The organism is Actinacidiphila acidipaludis (genome assembly GCF_019890725.1).
GTDB lineage: Bacteria > Actinomycetota > Actinomycetes > Streptomycetales > Streptomycetaceae > Actinacidiphila > Actinacidiphila acidipaludis.
In genome coordinates this window covers 77,348-94,045 of record NZ_JAINZZ010000007.1, presented here as the reverse complement: position 1 = coordinate 94,045, position 16,698 = coordinate 77,348, and the positions used below count along the sequence as shown (strand labels likewise).

The 16,698-nt window shown below is 74.2% G+C and carries 17 protein-coding genes; 7 read left to right on the top strand and 10 right to left on the bottom strand.

Annotated elements, in window-relative coordinates; genetic code table 11:
• Window positions 1-50: 50 nt before the first annotated feature.
• Window positions 51-971 carry a helix-turn-helix domain-containing protein gene (locus tag K7862_RS08735; RefSeq protein ID WP_222961871.1) on the bottom strand — a complete coding sequence of 307 codons (921 nt, stop codon included), beginning with the start codon at window positions 969-971 and terminating at the stop codon, window positions 51-53.
• A 96-nt stretch (window positions 972-1,067) separates the two neighbouring features.
• Between K7862_RS08735 and K7862_RS08730 the strand changes: the two genes are divergently transcribed.
• Window positions 1,068-2,747: an alpha/beta hydrolase gene (locus tag K7862_RS08730; protein ID WP_372461525.1), complete on the top strand. Its 1,680-nt coding sequence runs from the start codon at window positions 1,068-1,070 to the stop codon at window positions 2,745-2,747.
• 20 nt (window positions 2,748-2,767) lie between these two features.
• Here the strand turns inward: K7862_RS08730 and K7862_RS08725 are convergent, their stop codons facing one another.
• Window positions 2,768-3,721, bottom strand: a complete 954-nt coding sequence (locus K7862_RS08725) for a DUF2797 domain-containing protein (protein WP_222961869.1) — start codon at window positions 3,719-3,721, stop codon at window positions 2,768-2,770.
• Window positions 3,722-3,916: 195 nt separating this feature from the next.
• Here K7862_RS08725 and K7862_RS08720 point away from each other — a divergent pair, with 195 nt between their 5' ends.
• On the top strand, window positions 3,917-4,186 hold the full coding sequence (locus K7862_RS08720) for a hypothetical protein (RefSeq protein WP_222961868.1): 270 nt from the start codon (window positions 3,917-3,919) through the stop codon (window positions 4,184-4,186).
• Between the two features lie 95 nt (window positions 4,187-4,281).
• Here the strand turns inward: K7862_RS08720 and K7862_RS08715 are convergent, their stop codons facing one another.
• Window positions 4,282-5,706 carry an MFS transporter gene (locus K7862_RS08715; protein ID WP_222961867.1) on the bottom strand — a complete coding sequence of 475 codons (1,425 nt, stop codon included), beginning with the start codon at window positions 5,704-5,706 and terminating at the stop codon, window positions 4,282-4,284.
• A 253-nt stretch (window positions 5,707-5,959) separates the two neighbouring features.
• Here K7862_RS08715 and K7862_RS08710 point away from each other — a divergent pair, with 253 nt between their 5' ends.
• Window positions 5,960-6,988, top strand: coding sequence for an Lrp/AsnC family transcriptional regulator (locus tag K7862_RS08710; protein ID WP_222961866.1), 1,029 nt, complete (start codon window positions 5,960-5,962; stop codon window positions 6,986-6,988).
• 53 nt (window positions 6,989-7,041) lie between these two features.
• Here the strand turns inward: K7862_RS08710 and era are convergent, their stop codons facing one another.
• Entirely contained in the window at window positions 7,042-7,989 is a 948-nt protein-coding gene (gene era, locus K7862_RS08705) for a GTPase Era (protein ID WP_372461523.1), read from the bottom strand.
• A gap of 414 nt (window positions 7,990-8,403) precedes the next feature.
• Between era and K7862_RS08700 the strand changes: the two genes are divergently transcribed.
• Together K7862_RS08700 and K7862_RS08695 are read left to right on the top strand one after the other, a co-directional pair.
• The gene (locus K7862_RS08700) at window positions 8,404-9,669 is read left to right on the top strand and encodes an ammonium transporter (RefSeq protein ID WP_262412877.1); all 1,266 of its coding nucleotides are present in this window, start codon (window positions 8,404-8,406) and stop codon (window positions 9,667-9,669) included.
• Window positions 9,666-10,004 carry a P-II family nitrogen regulator gene (locus tag K7862_RS08695; RefSeq protein WP_222961863.1) on the top strand — a complete coding sequence of 113 codons (339 nt, stop codon included), beginning with the start codon at window positions 9,666-9,668 and terminating at the stop codon, window positions 10,002-10,004. The genes K7862_RS08700 and K7862_RS08695 overlap by 4 nt, the downstream gene beginning before the upstream one ends.
• 134 nt (window positions 10,005-10,138) lie before the next feature.
• Here the strand turns inward: K7862_RS08695 and K7862_RS08690 are convergent, their stop codons facing one another.
• The gene (locus K7862_RS08690) at window positions 10,139-10,495 is read right to left on the bottom strand and encodes a cytidine deaminase-like protein (protein WP_222961862.1); all 357 of its coding nucleotides are present in this window, start codon (window positions 10,493-10,495) and stop codon (window positions 10,139-10,141) included.
• Between the two features lie 116 nt (window positions 10,496-10,611).
• On the opposite strand from K7862_RS08690, the gene K7862_RS08685 reads away from it, so the two are divergent.
• Window positions 10,612-10,806, top strand: a complete 195-nt coding sequence (locus K7862_RS08685) for a hypothetical protein (RefSeq protein WP_222961861.1) — start codon at window positions 10,612-10,614, stop codon at window positions 10,804-10,806.
• Between the two features lie 44 nt (window positions 10,807-10,850).
• On the opposite strand, the gene K7862_RS08680 is transcribed toward K7862_RS08685, so the two are convergent.
• Entirely contained in the window at window positions 10,851-11,204 is a 354-nt protein-coding gene (locus K7862_RS08680; RefSeq protein WP_222961860.1) for a YybH family protein, read from the bottom strand.
• 100 nt (window positions 11,205-11,304) lie between these two features.
• On the opposite strand from K7862_RS08680, the gene K7862_RS08675 reads away from it, so the two are divergent.
• Window positions 11,305-12,231: a LysR family transcriptional regulator gene (locus K7862_RS08675; RefSeq protein WP_222961859.1), complete on the top strand. Its 927-nt coding sequence runs from the start codon at window positions 11,305-11,307 to the stop codon at window positions 12,229-12,231.
• 220 nt (window positions 12,232-12,451) lie between these two features.
• On the opposite strand, the gene K7862_RS08670 is transcribed toward K7862_RS08675, so the two are convergent.
• The 4 genes from K7862_RS08670 to K7862_RS08655 form a co-directional block, all read right to left on the bottom strand.
• Window positions 12,452-13,744 (bottom strand): hemolysin family protein, encoded by a 1,293-nt coding sequence (locus K7862_RS08670; RefSeq protein WP_222961858.1) that lies wholly within the window; start codon window positions 13,742-13,744, stop codon window positions 12,452-12,454.
• 40 nt (window positions 13,745-13,784) lie between these two features.
• Window positions 13,785-14,279 (bottom strand): rRNA maturation RNase YbeY, encoded by a 495-nt coding sequence (gene ybeY, locus K7862_RS08665; RefSeq protein WP_222961857.1) that lies wholly within the window; start codon window positions 14,277-14,279, stop codon window positions 13,785-13,787.
• 13 nt (window positions 14,280-14,292) lie between these two features.
• Window positions 14,293-15,336 carry a PhoH family protein gene (locus tag K7862_RS08660; protein ID WP_222961856.1) on the bottom strand — a complete coding sequence of 348 codons (1,044 nt, stop codon included), beginning with the start codon at window positions 15,334-15,336 and terminating at the stop codon, window positions 14,293-14,295.
• Between the two features lie 219 nt (window positions 15,337-15,555).
• On the bottom strand, window positions 15,556-16,665 hold the full coding sequence (locus tag K7862_RS08655; RefSeq protein ID WP_222961855.1) for a carbohydrate kinase family protein: 1,110 nt from the start codon (window positions 16,663-16,665) through the stop codon (window positions 15,556-15,558).
• Window positions 16,666-16,698: the final 33 nt, after the last annotated feature.

The following is a 16,698-nucleotide window of genomic DNA, read 5'->3' as shown; positions in this document are numbered from 1 at the left end:
CATGGCTCACCGCTCCGCCCGGGGTCGTCGTCGCGCAGGAGCTCCGGCCGTCAGGCGGCGGGCGGCGCGTGGAGGGCCGAGAGCAGCCAGGCGTGCGCCGCGCCCGGCGTCGTGTGGGCCGGGCCGGCCAACTCGGCCACCAGCGACCAGTAGCGATCGATCCGCGGGTCCGACGCGAGGACCGGCCCGAGCCGCCGCCGGAAGTCCGCCGTGTCCCGCGACCCGCCCGCCAACGCGTACGCCGCGACGAAGCAGTCCAGCGCCTCGCCGGCCTCCGGCGCCCGGCCCGCCCGCACGTGCGGCGCCGCCAGCGCGTACGCCTCGTCGAGCCCGTGGTACAGCACGGCCGGCCGGAACCCCCGGTCGGTCCGGTGCGCCGCGGGCTGCCCGCGGTCGGCGTCCCGGCACTCCCCCTGCGTCATGGCGTGCAGCCGGGCGAAGGCCAGCACCTGGCCGGGCGTCGGGTCGTCGGGGATCGGCGGCACCGACCGTTCCACCACCAGCGAGACGACCTCGGCGGGCAGCCGCGCCGGCAGCCACCGCCGCCAGAACCGCGCGATCACCGCCGTGCTGGGCGGCGTCGGCACCGCGCCCACCAGCCTCAGCCTCTCCGCCCGTTGGGCCGGCGTGCACTCGGTGAGCAGCTGCAGCGCGGCCTCCCGCCACCGCAGGGCGGCCAGTTGGGACCCCACCTCACCCAACTGCCGCACCACGGCGTCCTCCAGAGCGCCGTCCAGCCCGTCCTCGCGGTCCAGGACCCGGCGCACCTCGGGGACCGGCAGGTCCAGCGCGCGCAGCGAGCGGATCATCCTCAGCCGGTCCAGCGCCTCGGGCCCGTACCGCCGGTGGCCGCCCGCACTGCGTGACGCCTCCGGCAGCAGTCCCAGGTCCGAGTAGAAACGGACCGTCTTGACGGTGACGCCCGCCAGCGCGGCGAGCTCCCCGATGCTCCACGAGCGGTCAGCGGTCACGGCTTGAACCTCCCTCAGGGGGAGTTCCTACCGTACCGGCGAGCGCGGGCGGCGGACGTGCCGTCCCGCGGAGCCACGAGGTGCGAGGAGACGCTGATGACGTCGTCGACAGGGGCAGCGGCAGAAGGCCGGGCCGGGACAGCGGCTGGTGACCGGGCCGGGGCTGCGGCTGGTGCCCGGGGCAGCGCAGCCCCGACGGTGTTCGTGCTGGTCCCGGAGATCCACACCGGCGCCTGGGTGTGGGACGAACTGGCCGTCCGGCTTCGCGAGTCGGGGGCGGGGGTGTGGGCGGTCGAGCTCAGCGGGACGGGAGCCGCGGATGGCGATGCGGGCAGCACGTTCGTCGCAGGCAGCACCCGGACTGCCGACGCAGCCGCCACCACCCCTGTGGACCTGGAAACCCACATCGCCGACGTGCTCGCGGCCGTCGACGCCCTCACCCCGCCCGGCGACGGGGACGCGGCCGGCCCGGACCAGTACCTCGTCCTGGTCGGGCACGGCTACGGCATCCACCCGGCCCTCGGTGCGGCCGACCGCCGTCCCGGCCGCGTGGCCCGGATCGTCCATCTGGACACCGGCAGTCCGCAGGACGGCGACCCGCCCCTCGCCCTCGGCGCCGACCAGACGCTGCGCGAGCGGCTGACCGGCCCCCACCTACCGCCGCCCGCGGCCGGTGACCTGCAGCGGTGGGGCAGTCTCGACGGCGTCCCGGCGGACGCGCTGGCCCTGCTGACCAGCCGGGCCGTCCCGCAGCCCACGGCCACGCTCACCCAGCCGCTGCGGCTGACCGGCGCGGCGGCGGGCGTGCCCTCGACCGGAGTGCTCTGCACGGCGAACGGGACCAGCATCGCGCTGGTCGAACTGCTGGTCGGCATGGGCGATCCGCGGGTGCTGCCACTGGTCGACCGCCGCGTCCGGTTCTTCGAACTCGCCACCGGGCACTGGCCGATGCTCTCCCGTCCCGCCGAACTCGCCGCCGTGCTGCTGGAGGCGGCCGAGGGTGGCGGGCAGCGCCTGACGCCGCGCGCGGAAGGGGCCGCCGCGCCGCCCGGTACGTTCCCGCTGGACGTTGCCGAACGCCCGCGGGAGCGGCACGGCCGCGTGGACCTGCATCTGCCGGAGGACGAACAGCCCGTCCCCGCCGTGGTGTTCGTGCACGGCGGACCCGTTCCGGCGGACGGCCGGCCGACGCCCCGGGACTCGTCGACCTTCCTCGGCTACGCCCGGTACGCGGCGTCGCTGGGCGCGGTCGGCGTGACACTGGACCACCGGCTGCACGACCTGTCCGGATTCGAGCGGGCGGCCGAGGACGTCGCGGCGGCCGTCGACCTCGTCCGCGGGCATCCGCGGGTCGACGCCGACCGCGTCGCCCTGTGGTTCCTGTCGGGCGGCGGCGTGCTGTCGGCGGAGTGGCTCGCGGCGCCGCCGAAGTGGCTGCGCTGCGTGGCACTGACGTACCCCGTCCTCGCACCGCTGCCGAACTGGGGGCTGGCCGCCGACCGGTTCCGCCCCGCGGAAGCCCTGCGCGGCGCGGGCTCCCTGCCCGTCGTACTCACCAGGGTGGGGCAGGAGCTCCCCGAGATCGCCGCCACCGTCGAGGAGTTCCTGACCGCCGCGAAGGAGTGCGCCGCCGACGTCGAGGTCGTCGACGTGCCGGACGCCCGTCACGGGTTCGAGACGCTCGACCACACCGACGGGACACGGGCCGCCCTGCGGCGGGCGATGACCTCGGTGCTCCGCCGGCTGGAGCCGCACGGCGGGTCCGGAGAGCGCTGAGCCCCGGGCCCGCGCCCGGGTCAGAAGAGCGGCTCGGCGTCGTGCTGCGGGCGGTTGGGCAGGGCGTCGAGTCGCGCGGTGCGGCGGGCGCCGGGCGGGGACGGCTCCAGGGACCAGCCGGTGAGCCTGCGGGTGTCGAGCAGGACGAGCCCTGGGGCGTCGCCCGCGTCCTCCAGGTAGAGGTCGGTGCCGATCCGGCAGGCGATCCGGCCCGCGACGACGGCGCCCGGGCTCAGCGGTGCGACGGCGGCGCGCGGGTGCAGGCCGTCGCCGGGCAGGCCGTACGCGGCCGCGTGATCGGTGACCTGCGGGTCGCGGGGCTGCTGGCCGGCCGGGGGCCAGTCGGAGAGGGCCCGGACGCGTGCGGCGAGCGACCGCAGTTCGGCGGCGCGGCCGTCCGCGGTGCCGGGCCGGCGACGGGCGTCCCGTTTGCGCTCGGTGGCGACCCGGTCCGGAAGACCGAGCGCGGCGCCCAGCACGTGTTCGCTGCGGCGGGCGGACATCAGGGTGCCGGAGGACAGGAACAGCGAGGCCAGCGCGCCCTGTTCGAGAAGGCGGGTGCTGCCGCGTCCCGCCCCCGTGATGCCGACCTTCACGGCACTGCCGTGGTGGGCCAGGTACACGGCGAACGTGCGCGGGTCGTCAGGCCGGGTGTCCGCGGCGATCGAGTTCGAGCGGTCGAGCACGGCGCACTCCGCGCACTGGCCGGACCGGGCCTGCGGCGGCAGCACGGCGCCCTGGACGCACCGGACGCGCCGCCCGGCCCGCCACACGCCGAGGCAGCGCCGGTCCTCGCCGACCCGGAAGGCCGGCTCGGCGCCGAGGAGCAGGCCGCTCGCCCGCGACCGCCGCACGCGACCGTCGGTGACCCACTCCATGACCGCCTCGCCGTCCCGCCACCCCATCCCCCCGGCCCGCCACCCCGCGCCCGTCTCCCTCCGCCCGGCCTGCCCCTGCTGCCCGTTCCCGCTCATCGCCCCCACGCTACTGCGGGGGTCCGACAACCCCGTCGCATCGCCGAGGGCCGCCCTCCGGGCGCACCCCGACCACCCGCTCGTGTCCGTCTCCCGCCGCACGGCAATGGCCGGTCCCGGGCCCTTGGGCCCGGTGCGACCCTGAGTAGCATCGACGGGCACGGTCCGCAACGTCCTCGCCGCCGGGAGTCAGTCGTGACGCGCGCCTGGAGCCCTGATCCGTCGGCCGGCTTCGCGCGCCGGCTCGGAAAGTCCGCCGCCGGACCCGGCCACTCCGACGACGACAACAAGTGCCCGGACATCTGGGAGTTGAGCAACGGCGACATCGCCGTGATCGGACGGGACCTCACGGCCGGCTACGCCGGGCGCCTTCCGGAGAGCGTCCGGCTCGGCCCGGACGAGCGGCTCGCCGTCATCCCGGGGGACATGCTCGCCGCGGCGAAGCAGGACATCCCCGACGCCTGACCTCCGCCCGCCCGCCCCCAGGCCCCCTCCCCGGCGCCCGGGTTCGGGCTCGGGCGGAGTCGCAGACCCCCGCGGAAGGCTCAGGCTCAAACCGGTCAGCGCGTCACCGTCGGGGTCCGGGGGGCCGACGACGCGGTGGGGGTGTCGGCCTGGGCGTGAGGGTGGGACGGGCGCACGGCCAGCAGGACGGCGACGCCGCCGGCCAGCGCGGCCGCCGCGGCCAGCAGCGAGATGCGGTCGATGCCCGACGCGTAGCCCGCCCGGACGGAGGGGGCCGACCGCAGCCGTGCCGTGAACACCGCGCCGAACAACGCGATCCCCAGCGTCAGGCCCAGCTGCCTGAAGGTGTTGACGGCCGCGCCCGCCATGCCCGCCCGCGCGGCCGGGACGGCGTCGACGGCGGCGGAGACCAGCACGGGCGTGGCGAGCCCGACCCCGGCGCCCGTGATCGCGAGGCCCGCGAAGAGCGCGGACTGCCCGGACCCGGTGTGCACCGAGCCCCACAGCAGCAGCGAGCCGGCCGCGATGACGAGCAGCCCCACGCCGATCGGGATGCGCGGCGCCAGCTTGTGCATGTGGCGGCCGGCTGCCGCCGCCACCACGAAGGACGTGCCGGCCAGCGGCATCAGCGCCAGGCCGCTGCGCACCGGGCTGAGCCCCAGGACGTTCTGCAGCCACAGCGAGACGAAGACCAGGCCGCTGAACGCCGCCATCTGGTAGAGCAGCGCGCCGGTCAGCAGCCCCGCGAAGGCCGGGCGGCGCAGCAGGGCCATGTCCAGCATCGGGTGCGGCGAGCGCAGTTCGACCGGGACGAAGGCCACCGCGGCGGCCCCGGCGACGACGAACGCCGCCACCGTCAGGCCGTCGCTCCAGCCGTGTTCGCCGCCGCGGATCAGCGCGTACGTCAGCGAGGCGGCGGCGAGGGTGAAGACCAGGGCGCCGGGCACGTCGAGGCGGCCCGCGCCGCGCCGTCCGGCCGGCAGCACCCGCAGGGTCAGGGCCACCGCGGCGACCGCGATCGGCAGGTTCACCAGGAAGATCGCCTGCCAGCCGAAGCCCTCGGTGAGCAGGCCGCCCAGGATGGGTCCGGCCGCGGCCGCGGCGCCGTTGACCGCTCCCCACACGCCGAACGCGATGCCGCGGTCCCGGCCGTGGTAGGTCATCGACACCAGGGCGGCCGAGGTCGCGAACATCGCGGCGCCGCCCGCGCCCTGGACGCCGCGCGCGGTGATGAGCACCGCCGCGTTCGGCGCGAGGGCGCAGGCCAGCGAGGCCAGCGCGAAGACGGTGAGGCCGGCCGCGTAGAGCCGGCGGTGGCCGAAGAGGTCGGCGAGCGACCCGGTGACCATCAGCAGGGCCGCCAGCGCCAGGGCGTAGACGTCGATGACCCACTGCAGTGAGGTGAACGAGGCGTGCAGGTCGTCGGCCATCCGCGGCAGGGCGACGTTCACGATGGTGACGTCGACCAGCAGGATGAAGGCGCCCAGGCAGATCGCCACGAGGGGCAGCCACTTGCGCATGGGTGGAACTCCGTTTCCCCGATTCGGTGAGGTGGCCGGCGACGGTGCCGGCGAGGTGCGCGGCGGAGGTGCCGCCGGGGTGGGCGGCGACGGATGCCGCCGGGCTGTCCGGCGGGGGTCCGCCGAGATGCCCCGCGGAGGACCGCCGGGCTGTCCGGCGGGCGCCGGTGACTCCACGATCGGGTGCGGGAGCGCCACGCTCCCAGCCACAGCGTCCCTCCTGGCGGAATCCGACATCGGTTACGTTGGCGAGATGAAATCCGACACCGCGTGGGTGCCGCTGAGCGACCTCGACGAGCTGGACCGGGGGATCGTGCACGCGCTGCAGATCGACGGCCGGGCCGCGTTCAGCAGGATCGCCGAGGTGCTGGGCGTCTCGGACCAGACGGTCGCCCGGCGCTACGGGCGGCTGCGCGGCTCGGGGACGCTGCGGGTGCTGGGGCTGGTGGACCCGCTGCGGATCGGGGTCACTCCGTGGTTCGTCCGGGTGCGCTGCACCCCGGACGCGGCGGCCTCGGTGGGCGAGGCGCTGGCCCGGCGCCTGGACACCCGCTGGGTCTCGCTGATCTCCGGCGGCACCGAGATCTTCTGTCTGGTTCAGCCGGCCGGGCCCGGCCACGACGAGCTGCTGCTGCAGAAGCTGCCGCGCACCCCGCGGGTGCTGGAGGTGGTCGCGCACGCCCTGGTGCACGTGTTCTTCGGCCAGGACCTGAGTCCGGTCAGCCGCAGCGGCCCGCTCGACGCGGCGCAGGTGGCGGCCCTGTCCCCGGCCGACGCGCCGGAACGCCCGGCGGTGGCGGTGACCGACCCGTTCCTGCTCGGCCCGGCGGACCGGCGGCTGCTGGACGTGCTGGCGGAGGACGGCCGGGCCCCGGTGGCCGAACTGGCCGCCGCCACCGGCTGGTCGCAGTCCACGGTGCGGCGCCGGATGTCGGAGCTGCGCGCGGCCGGCGCGCTCTACTACGACCTGGCCTTCGACGGCGACACCCACGACACGGCTATGCGCTCGGCCCTCTGGCTGGAGGTCGAACCCGCACGGCTCGCCGAGGTCGGCGAGGCACTGGCCCAGCACGAGGAGGTGGCCTTCGCCTCGGCCACGACGGGCTCGGCGAACATCTACGCCGCGATCAACTGCCGCAATCCCGCCGCGCTCTACCGCTACCTGACCGGGCCGGTCGCGCGGCTCCCCGGTATCCGCAGGACGGAGACGGCTCCGGTGCACCGGATGCTCAAGGGGCCCGGCCCGCTCTACGACCCGCGGCGCACCCGCTCGCCCTCCTGAACGGGGACGGCGCGATCAGCGACCGGTCCACGCGGCCGCCCGCGGTCTCCGGGTCAGAAGCCGAGCCTGCGCAGCTGCTTGGGGTCGCGCTGCCAGTCCTTGGCCACCTTCACGTGCAGGTCGAGGAAGACCGGCGTGCCCAGCAGCGCCTCGATCTGCTGGCGGGACTTGGTGCCGACCTCCTTCAGGCGGGCGCCCTTGGGGCCGATGATGATGCCCTTCTGGCTCGGCCGCTCGATGTAGAGGTTGGCGTGCACGTCGAGCAGCGGCTTGTCGGCCGGCCGGTTCGGCCGCGGGTTCATCTCCTCGACGACGACCGCGATGGAGTGCGGCAGTTCGTCCCGCACGCCCTCCAGCGCGGCCTCGCGGATCAGTTCGGCGACCATGACCTGCTCGGGCTCGTCCGTGAGGTCGCCCTCGGCGTACAGCTGCGGGCCCTCGGGGAGCAGCGGGACCAGCAGGTCGGCCAGCAGCTCCACCTGCTTGCCGCCGACCGCGGAGACCGGCACGATCTCGGCCCACTCCAGGCCCAGGTCCCGGCCGAGCTTGTCGACCGCGATGAGCTGTGCGGCGAGCTGCCGGGCGTCCACCAGGTCGGTCTTGGTGACGATGGCGACCTTCGGCGTCTTCTTGATCCCGGCCAGCTCGCGCGCGATGTAGGTGTCGCCGGGGCCGAGCTTCTGGTCGGCGGGCAGGCAGAAGCCGATCACGTCGACCTCGGCCCAGGTGGTGCGGACCACGTCGTTGAGGCGCTCGCCGAGCAGGGTGCGGGGCTTGTGCAGCCCGGGGGTGTCGACGAGGACCAGTTGGGCCTCGGGCCGGTGGACGATGCCGCGCACGGTGTGCCGGGTGGTCTGCGGCCGGTTGGAGGTGATCGCCACCTTCTGGCCGACCAGAGCGTTCGTCAGGGTCGACTTGCCGGCGTTGGGCCGGCCGACGAAGCAGGCGAATCCGGACCGGTGGGCCGGGGACCCGGCGGTGGAGGGGGTGCGAGCGCTCATGTGCTTCATTCTCCCTGACGCGGGAGGCGCCCGCGGACGCGTCCGCGCGTGACCGGCACCCCGTTCCCCGCGCCGATCCCCGCCGGAGCCCGTCGGAGCCCGCCGGACCGCCCGTCACGTGGTCGCCGTCACACCAGGTGAGCCGCCGGAAACGCCGGCGCAACGTGAAACACGGCGGAAACACGCCCGCCCACGTCCGGTAACGCGCACGCCCGACGCTCGTCACACCGGCGTGCTGGTTCGGACCGGTCCGCCCGTCGCCGCGGCGGGCTCGTTCGGACCGGCCCGCCCGGCACACCGCCCGCCCGCGCCGCCGACCGAAGGGATCCCCTCGTGCTGCTGTCCGCCGGCCCGTCCGCCGTCGACGCGGGCGACACCGCGTGGCTGCTCGCCGCCACCGCGCTCGTCCTCCTGATGACCCCCGGCCTGGCGCTGTTCTACGGCGGCATGGTGCGCAGCAAGAGCGTCCTCAACATGTTCATGATGAGCTTCGTGTCGATCGCCCTGGTCACCGTCGTGTGGCTGGTCGCCGGGTACGCGCTGGCGTTCGGCCACGACGCGGGCGGCCTGGGGCTGATCGGCAATCTGTCGCACGTGGGGATGCACGGCATCGGGCCGACCGCGGTCACCGGGCACGTGCCGACGCTGCTCTTCGCCGCGTTCCAGCTCTCCTTCGCGATCATCACGGCCGCCCTGATCAGCGGCGCGGTGGCCGACCGGGCGCGGTTCGGGGCCTGGGTGGTGTTCGTGCTGATGTGGACGCTGGCCGTATACGTCCCGGTGGCGCACTGGGTGTTCGGAACGGGCGGCTGGATCACCGCCAAGCTGCACGCGCTGGACTTCGCCGGCGGCACGGTCGTCGAGGTCTGCTCGGGCGCCTCCGGGCTGGCCCTGGCGATCGTGCTGGGCCCGCGGCTGGGCTTCCGCAAGGACGCCATGCGTCCGCACAACCTGCCGCTGGTGCTGCTGGGCGCGGGCCTGCTGTGGTTCGGCTGGTTCGGTTTCAACGCGGGTTCCGCCCTCGGCGCGAACGGGCTGGCCGCGGCGGCCTTCCTCAACACCCAGGCGGCGGGGTGCGCGGGCCTGCTGGGCTGGCTGGTGGTGGAGAAGCGCAGGGACGGGCACGCGACGACGCTGGGCGCCGCCTCGGGCTCGGTCGCCGGCCTGGTGGCGATCACTCCGTCGTGCGGCAGCGTCGACCTGCTGGGCGCGGTCGTGGTGGGCCTGGCCGCGGGGGTGCTGTGCTCGTATGCGGTGAGCTGGAAGTTCCGCTGGGGCGTGGACGACTCCCTGGACGTCGTCGGCGTGCACCTGATGGGCGGGATCGTCGGCACGCTGCTGATCGGCCTGCTGGCGACGGCCACGATGACCGGCGGCCCCGAGGGACTGTTCTACGGCGGCGGCCTGGGGCAGCTCGGCCGGCAGGCGGTGGCGGTGGCCGCCGTGGGGACGTACGCGTTCGCGGTCACGTACGGCCTCGGCAAGGGCATCGACCGCCTGATGGGCTTCCGGGCGAGCGAGGACGAGGAAAGGACCGGCCTGGATCTGACCGTGCACGCCGAGACCGCCTACGATCACGGCGTACTCACGCACGGCACGTCGCACGGCCTGCTGCACTCGGGAGCGGCGGCGGCCTCGCCGTTCACCGCGCCCGCCCATGACAGGAGCCCCCAGGGATGAAGCTGGTCACCGCCGTCATCAAGCCGTACAAGCTGGATGACGTGAAGACGGCTCTGCAGGAGATGGGCGTGCAGGGCCTGACCGTCACCGAGGCGAGCGGGTACGGACGGCAGCGCGGGCACACCGAGGTCTACCGGGGCGCGGAGTACCGCGTCGACCTGGTGCCGAAGGCCCGCATCGAGGTGCTGGTCGAGGACGCCGAGGCCGACGCCGTCATCGACGCGGTGGTGGCCGCCGCCCGGACCGGGAAGATCGGCGACGGCAAGGTGTGGGCGGTGCCGGTGGACACCGCGGTGCGGGTCCGCACCGGGGAGCGCGGCCCCGACGCGGTCTGAAGGCCTGTTCCCGAACGCCGGCCCGGACGCCGGCCCGGACCAGGGCCTGAACGCCGGGTCTGAGCGGGGCCTGAGTGGGGCCCGAACAGGGGCCCGACATGCTTCCACCCCCGCGACGGGCGCCGGCCCGTTGGTCAGCCCGCGCTGACGGTGGTGACGACCGTGCCGTCCGGGGCGGCGAGGATCACCGGGGTCTCCGGGCCGCCGAGGTCGCGCACGGCCGCGCGGTCCGCCTCGACGGGGGTCTCGGCCACCGTGACGACCGCCGCGGCCTCCAGCGAGCGGGCGCCGCTGGCGACGGCCATGGCGACGGCCGTCTGCAGAGCGGTGAGCCGCAAAGACTCCAGGGCCACGGTTCCGGCGACGTAGGTGCGGCCGGTCTCGTCGCGCACGGCCGCGCCCTCGGGCACACCGTTGCGGGCGCGGGCCGACCTGGCCAGCGTGATGAGCTTGCGGTCTTCGGGGTTCTCGTCGCTCATAGGCGTGATCATACGGGCCGCCGCCGGACGCTCGTCCCGCGTGCGTCACGCTGTGCGATCGAAGATGCGCGGAGAGCCAACTCACCCTAGCCTGAGGTGAGCAATGTCCCTTTTTGAGGTGATGCGACATGCTGCTGCACATGCCCCTGGTGGTCGCGCTCGCGCTGATCACCTTCTTCCTCAGCCGCAAGGGCGCCCTCAAGGTCAGCCACGCGCTGGCCTGCGGAGCCTTCGGCTTCTACCTGTCGGACACGAGTCTGTCCGGGTCGATCCACTCGGCGAGCGCCAACCTCCTCGGCATGCTCGGCCAGTTCACGCTCTGACGGGACGGCCAGGGGACCACCCGGCCAGCGTTGCCGACGCTCCGTCAGGACTCCGGACGGTCGATGACCCGCCGCCAACTGCCGTCCGGTTGGCGGCGGCAGACCTGCACCCGGCCGCCGGTGCCGTCCTGCGGCCTGGTGGACGTCAGCGCCAACTCGCCGCAGATCAGGGTGGGCAGGGGCTCCTCCACCGGGAAGACCGGCTTGGCGGCCAGCAGTCCCGCGTACAGCTCCCGCAGGGCAGCCGTGCCCTGCGACGGCCGGTCGACGGGGTAGGCCACCACCGCGTCCGGCTCGAAGAGCTCCAGAATGCCCTCCAGATCACCGGAGTTGACCCGGGCCACGAACAGCCGGGCGACGTCCTCGGGATGCAGCGCGCGCTCGCGGTTCTCCGTCATGTCGGCCTCCTCGTTCTCGCGTTCCTTCCGCTTTCCAGGATGGTGGCGCGCGTCCCATAAGTCCAAGATCTGGATCTTCTGCGGACTAGCATGAACGGTTATGGAACTGCGCCAGCTGGAGTACCTGGTCGCCGTCGCCGACGAGGGCGGCTTCACCCGCGCCGCGACCGCGCTGCACGTCGCGCAGCCGGGGGTCAGCGCCCAGATCAGACAGCTCGAACGGGAGCTGGGGCAGCCGCTGTTCGACCGGTCGGCGCGGGCCGTGCGGCTCACCGAGGCGGGCGAGGCCGTGCTGCCGTACGCGCGGGCCGCCCTGGAGGCGGTGGCCGGCGCGCGGCTGGCGGTCCAGGAGCTGACCGGGCTGCTGCGCGGGCGGGTGGCGATCGGCACGGTCACCTCGCTGGGCAGCGACATGAACGTGCCGGGCCTGCTGGCCGCGTTCCACACCGAGCACCCCGGCGTGGAGATCACCCTGACCGAGGACACCTCGGACCGGCTGCTGCAGGGGGTGCTGGACGGGCGCTACGACCTGGCGTTCGCCGGGCTGGCGGGCGCGGCGCCGCCGGGGATCGGCACCCAGACCGTCGTCGACAGCGCGCTGGTGGCCGCGGTCGCCCCCGGCGACCCGCTGGCGCGGCGCAGGTCCGTACCCGTGCGGGCCCTGGCCGACCGGCCGCTGATCGTGCTGCCGCACGGCACGGGCCTGCGGGCGGCGGTCGACGCGGGGTGCGCGGCGGCGGGGATCCGGCCGCGGATCGCCTTTGAGGCGGGCAACCCCGAGGTGCTGGCGCTGCTCGCCGAGCAGGGGCTCGGGGTGGCCCTGCTGCCGGCCGGTCTCGCGGAGTCCCGTCCCCGGCTGGCAGTGGTCGCCCTCACCCGCCCGGCGCTGCGGTCCCGGCTGGTCCTGGCCTGGCGCACGGCTCCCGCCGCGCCCGCCGCCCGCGCCTTCACCCGCCACGCCCGGGCCTTCCTCGCCGCGGACGGCGTCACCCGATCAGGCCCGAGTGAGCAGGCCCCTCGCGGGTAGAACGGTGAGAGGACGCCACGCCCCGCGAGAGGAGTTGCCCCGTGCGCAGCGATTTCGTGCAGCTCGCTCTGACCGAGGACGCGCAGCAGGACATCATCTGGTACTGCATCATCGCGGTGATCTTCATCATCGGGGTGATCTTCGCGATCCGCAGCAACTAGCCCGACGGACCGGTGCGGCTCCGGCGGCCGGGCCGGCCGGCCCCGGCCGCATCACCGGATCAGGAGGGCGCCGGCTCCCCCACCGGCTCGACCAGGATCGTGCCGATGCGGTTGCGCCGGCCCGCCTGCGTCTCCGCGGTGAGCCGCAGCGCCAGCGCCTCGCGCTCCCCGGACGCGTCCTCGGGCAGCGGCACCAGAGCCGTCGCCCCGGGGATCGGCACCCGCCCCAGCGACTTCGCCAGCAGGCCGCCGACCGTCTCCACGTCGTCGTCGTCCAGCAGCACCCCGTACAGCTCCCCGAGATCACCGATGTCCAGCCGCGCCGTGACCCGGTAGCGGCCCTCGCCCAACTCCTCGACGGGCGGGGTCTCCCGGTCGTACTCGTCGGTGATCTCGCCGACGATCTCCTCGAGGATGTCCTCGATGGTCACGATGCCCGCGGTGCCGCCGTACTCGTCGATGACCACGGCCACGTGGTTGCGCTGCTGCTGCATCTCCCGCAGCAGGTCGCCCGCGTTCTTGGTGTCGGGCACGAACGCCGCCGGCCGCATGACCGACGTGACCAGGTCCGACTCCGCGTCGCGGTTGATGTGCACCCGGCGCGCGAGGTCCTTGAGGTAGACGAAGCCGACCACGTCGTCCTCGCTCTCCCCGGTGACCGGGATCCTGGAGAACCCGCTGCGCAGCGCCAGCGTCATCGCCTGGCGGACGGTCTTGAACCGTTCGATCATGATCAGCTCGGTGCGCGGCACCATCACCTCGCGCACGATCGTGTCGCCCAGCGCGAAGACCGAGTGCACCATGCGGCGCTCCTCGTCCTCGATCAGCGACTCCGACTCGGCCAGGTCCACCATGGCCCGCAGCTCCGCCTCACTCGCGAACGGGCCGCGTTTGAAGCCCTTGCCGGGGGTGAGCGCGTTGCCCAGCAGGATCAGCAGGCCCGGCACCGGGCCCATGACGCGGGCCAGCGGCAGCAGCACGTACGAGGCGACCGTGGCGGTGTTCATCGGGTGCTGGCGGCCGATGGTGCGCGGCGAGACGCCCACGGCCACGTACGACACCAGCACCATCACGCCGATGGCGACCGCCAGCACCTGCCAGGTCTGCTCGAAGTGCCGGTCGCAGACGACGGTGATGAGCACCGCGGCCGCGGTCTCGCAGCCCACCCGGACCAGCAGCGCCACGTTGAGATAGCGCGTCGGGTCGGAGGCCACGGCCAGCAGGTTCGCCGCGCCGCGGCGGCCCGAGCGCACCGCGTCCTCGGCCCGGAACCGGGAGATCCTGGCGATGCCGGCCTCGGCGCAGGCGGCCAGCCACGCGACGATGACCAGCAGGACAGCAGAAACGATCATTAGAGGTACCGCTCCCCTGGCTTCCCGACCCCGCCGCCGCTCAGTGGGTGGTGGGGGCGGGCGAGGGCCCCTGCAGTCCGCGCTCGGCCCGCCAGTCGTCCAGGATCGCCTTCTGCAGGCCGAACATCTCGGCCTTCTCGTCCGGCTCCTCGTGGTCGTAGCCGAGCAGGTGGAGGACGCCGTGGACGGTGAGCAGCTGCAGCTCCTCGTCCATGGAGTGCTTCGTCGGCGCCTCCTCACCCTGCTTCTTGGCCACTTCCGGGCACAGCACGATGTCCCCGAGCAGGCCCTGCGGGGACTCGTCGTCCTCCTTGCCGGGACGCAGCTCGTCCATCGGGAAGGACATCACGTCCGTCGGCCCCGGCAGGTCCATCCACTGCAGGTGGAGCTGCTCCATCGCCGCGGCGTCCACCACGATCACCGAGAGCTCGGAGAGCGGGTGGATCCGCATGCGGTGCAGGGCATGGCGGGCGGCGTCGAGGACGGCCTCCTCGTCGATGTCCCAGCCGGACTCGTTGTTGACGTCGATCGCCATGGTGGTCGTTCGGTTACTTTCCGTGGGGTCCCGGTGCGGAGCCGTTGGCGTTGTCGAACCGCTCATAGGCGTCCACGATGCGTCCGACCAGCTTATGGCGTACGACGTCGGTGCTGGTGAGCCGGGAGAAGTGGACGTCCTCCACACCCTGCAGGATGTCCTGGACCTGGCGCAGCCCGCTCTTGGTACCGCCCGGCAGGTCGACCTGGGTGATGTCGCCGGTGACGACGATCTTGGAGTCGAAGCCCAGCCGGGTGAGGAACATCTTCATCTGCTCGGCGCTGGTGTTCTGCGCCTCGTCGAGGATGATGAAGGCGTCGTTGAGGGTGCGGCCCCGCATGTAGGCCAGCGGGGCGACCTCGATGGTGCCGGCCGCCATCAGCCGCGGGATCGAGTCCGGGTCGATCATGTCGTGCAGGGCGTCGTACAGCGGCCGCAGGTACGGGTCGATCTTCTCGTACAGGGTGCCGGGCAGGAAGCCGAGCCGCTCGCCGGCCTCGACCGCGGGCCGGGTCAGGATGATCCGGTTGACCTGCTTGGACTGCAGGGCCTGCACCGCCTTGGCCATCGCCAGGTAGGTCTTGCCGGTACCGGCCGGGCCGATGCCGAAGACGATGGTGTGCTTGTCGATCGCGTCGACGTACCGCTTCTGGTTGAGCGTCTTCGGGCGGATGGTGCGCCCGCGGCTGGACAGGATGTTCTGGGTGAGGACCTGCGCGGGGGTCTCGGCGCCCTCCGCGGCGGCGGTGCCGTTGGCCCGCAGCATCGCGATGGAGCGCTCCACGGCGTCCTCGGTCATCGGCTGCCCTGTCCGCAGGACCAGCATCATCTCGTCGAACAGCCGCTGGACCAGTGCCACCTCGGGAGCGTCGCCGACGGCGCTGATCTCGTTGCCCCGCACATGGATGTCGACGTCCGGGAACGCCTGCTCGATCACGCGGAGGAGCGAGTCTCCCGACCCCAGGACGGTGACCATGGGGTGCTTGGCCGGAACGACGAAGTGGGCGCGCGCCTGCTGCGGCGGCTGCGACTGGTGCTTTGTCGGTGTCTGAGTCATGGGCCGGCTCTAGGGCCTGCTCATCCCGCCTTCTGCTGTTCGAGGGTTCCCAGGGGGCCCTGAGGGTTCCAAGGGTACGACGAGAGCGGTCCGCCGCCGAGAGGTTTAGCCCGCTCCCCCTGACCGGCCGTCCGGTCGGGCCGCGTGCACCGTCCGGCCGAATCCGCGGCACGGCCGCCGCCCCGCCGCCGCCCGCCACCCACACGGCCGCGGCCCGCCTCAGGCCGGGCGGAAGCCGATGGTGGGGACGGCCCGGCGCAGCGGGCCGCGGCGCAGGCCGGGCGGCAGGAGGCCGTCGAGGAAGGCGTAGCGGCGCAGCGCCTCGTCGTCGGCGCGGGCCTGGCCGGCCAGCGCCTTCACCTGCTCCCACCACGCGGCGATCTCGATCCAGCCGGGGGCGGACAGCGAGCCGCCGAACTCCTGGACCGACAGGGCCGCGGACAGCGACGCGAAGGCGAGCCGGTCGGCGAGCGGCCAGCCGGCCAGGGTGCCGGTGACGAAGCCGGCCACGAACACGTCGCCGGCGCCGGTGGGGTCCAGCGCCTCGACGAGCAGGGCCGGTACCTCGGCGGTCCGGCCCGTCGCCGAGTCCACGGCGCAGGCGCCCTCGGACCCCATGGTGACGACCGCGAGCGGCACGAGGTCGGCGAGCCGCCGGGCGGCCTCGCGCGGGCAGGTGGTGCGGGTGTAGCGCATGGCCTCCTCGGCGTTCGGCAGGAACGCCGCGCAGTGCCGCAGGCCCTCCAGGTCGGCGGGGTCCCAGCGGCCGGTGTCGTCCCAGCCGACGTCGGCGAAGATCCGGGTGCCGGAGGCGGCGGCGCGGCCGATCCACGCCTCGTCGCTCTCCCCGGCCTCGCCGCCGTGCCCGAGGGAGGCCACGGCGGCGCGGGCCGGCACCGGGCAGACGGGCACGGCGTCCTCGGGCGGCGGCGCCCGGTGGCCGTGGCTGACCATGGTGCGCTCGCCCTCGTACGCCATGGACACGGTGACCGGGGAGTGCCAGCCGGAGACGCGGCGGGACGGGCCGAGGTCGATGCCCTCGCCGCTCTCCAGGCTGTCCCAGCAGTAGTCGCCGTAGACGTCGTCCCCGAAGGCGGCGGCGAGCGTGGTGCGCAGGCCGAGCCGGGCCAGCGCGGTGGCCATGTTGGCGACGCCGCCGGGGCTGGAGCCCATGCCGCGGGCCCAGGACTCGGTGCCGCGCACAGGGGCGCTGTCCAGGCCGGTGAAGATGATGTCGAGGAACACGGTGCCGGTCAGGTAGACGTCGGCCGCCGGGTCCCCGGGGGCGCGCAGCGCCCCCAGTGGGTCGAGAACGGGCTGGTCGTCCATGGTTCACACTGTGCCTGACGGCACGGACAGTGC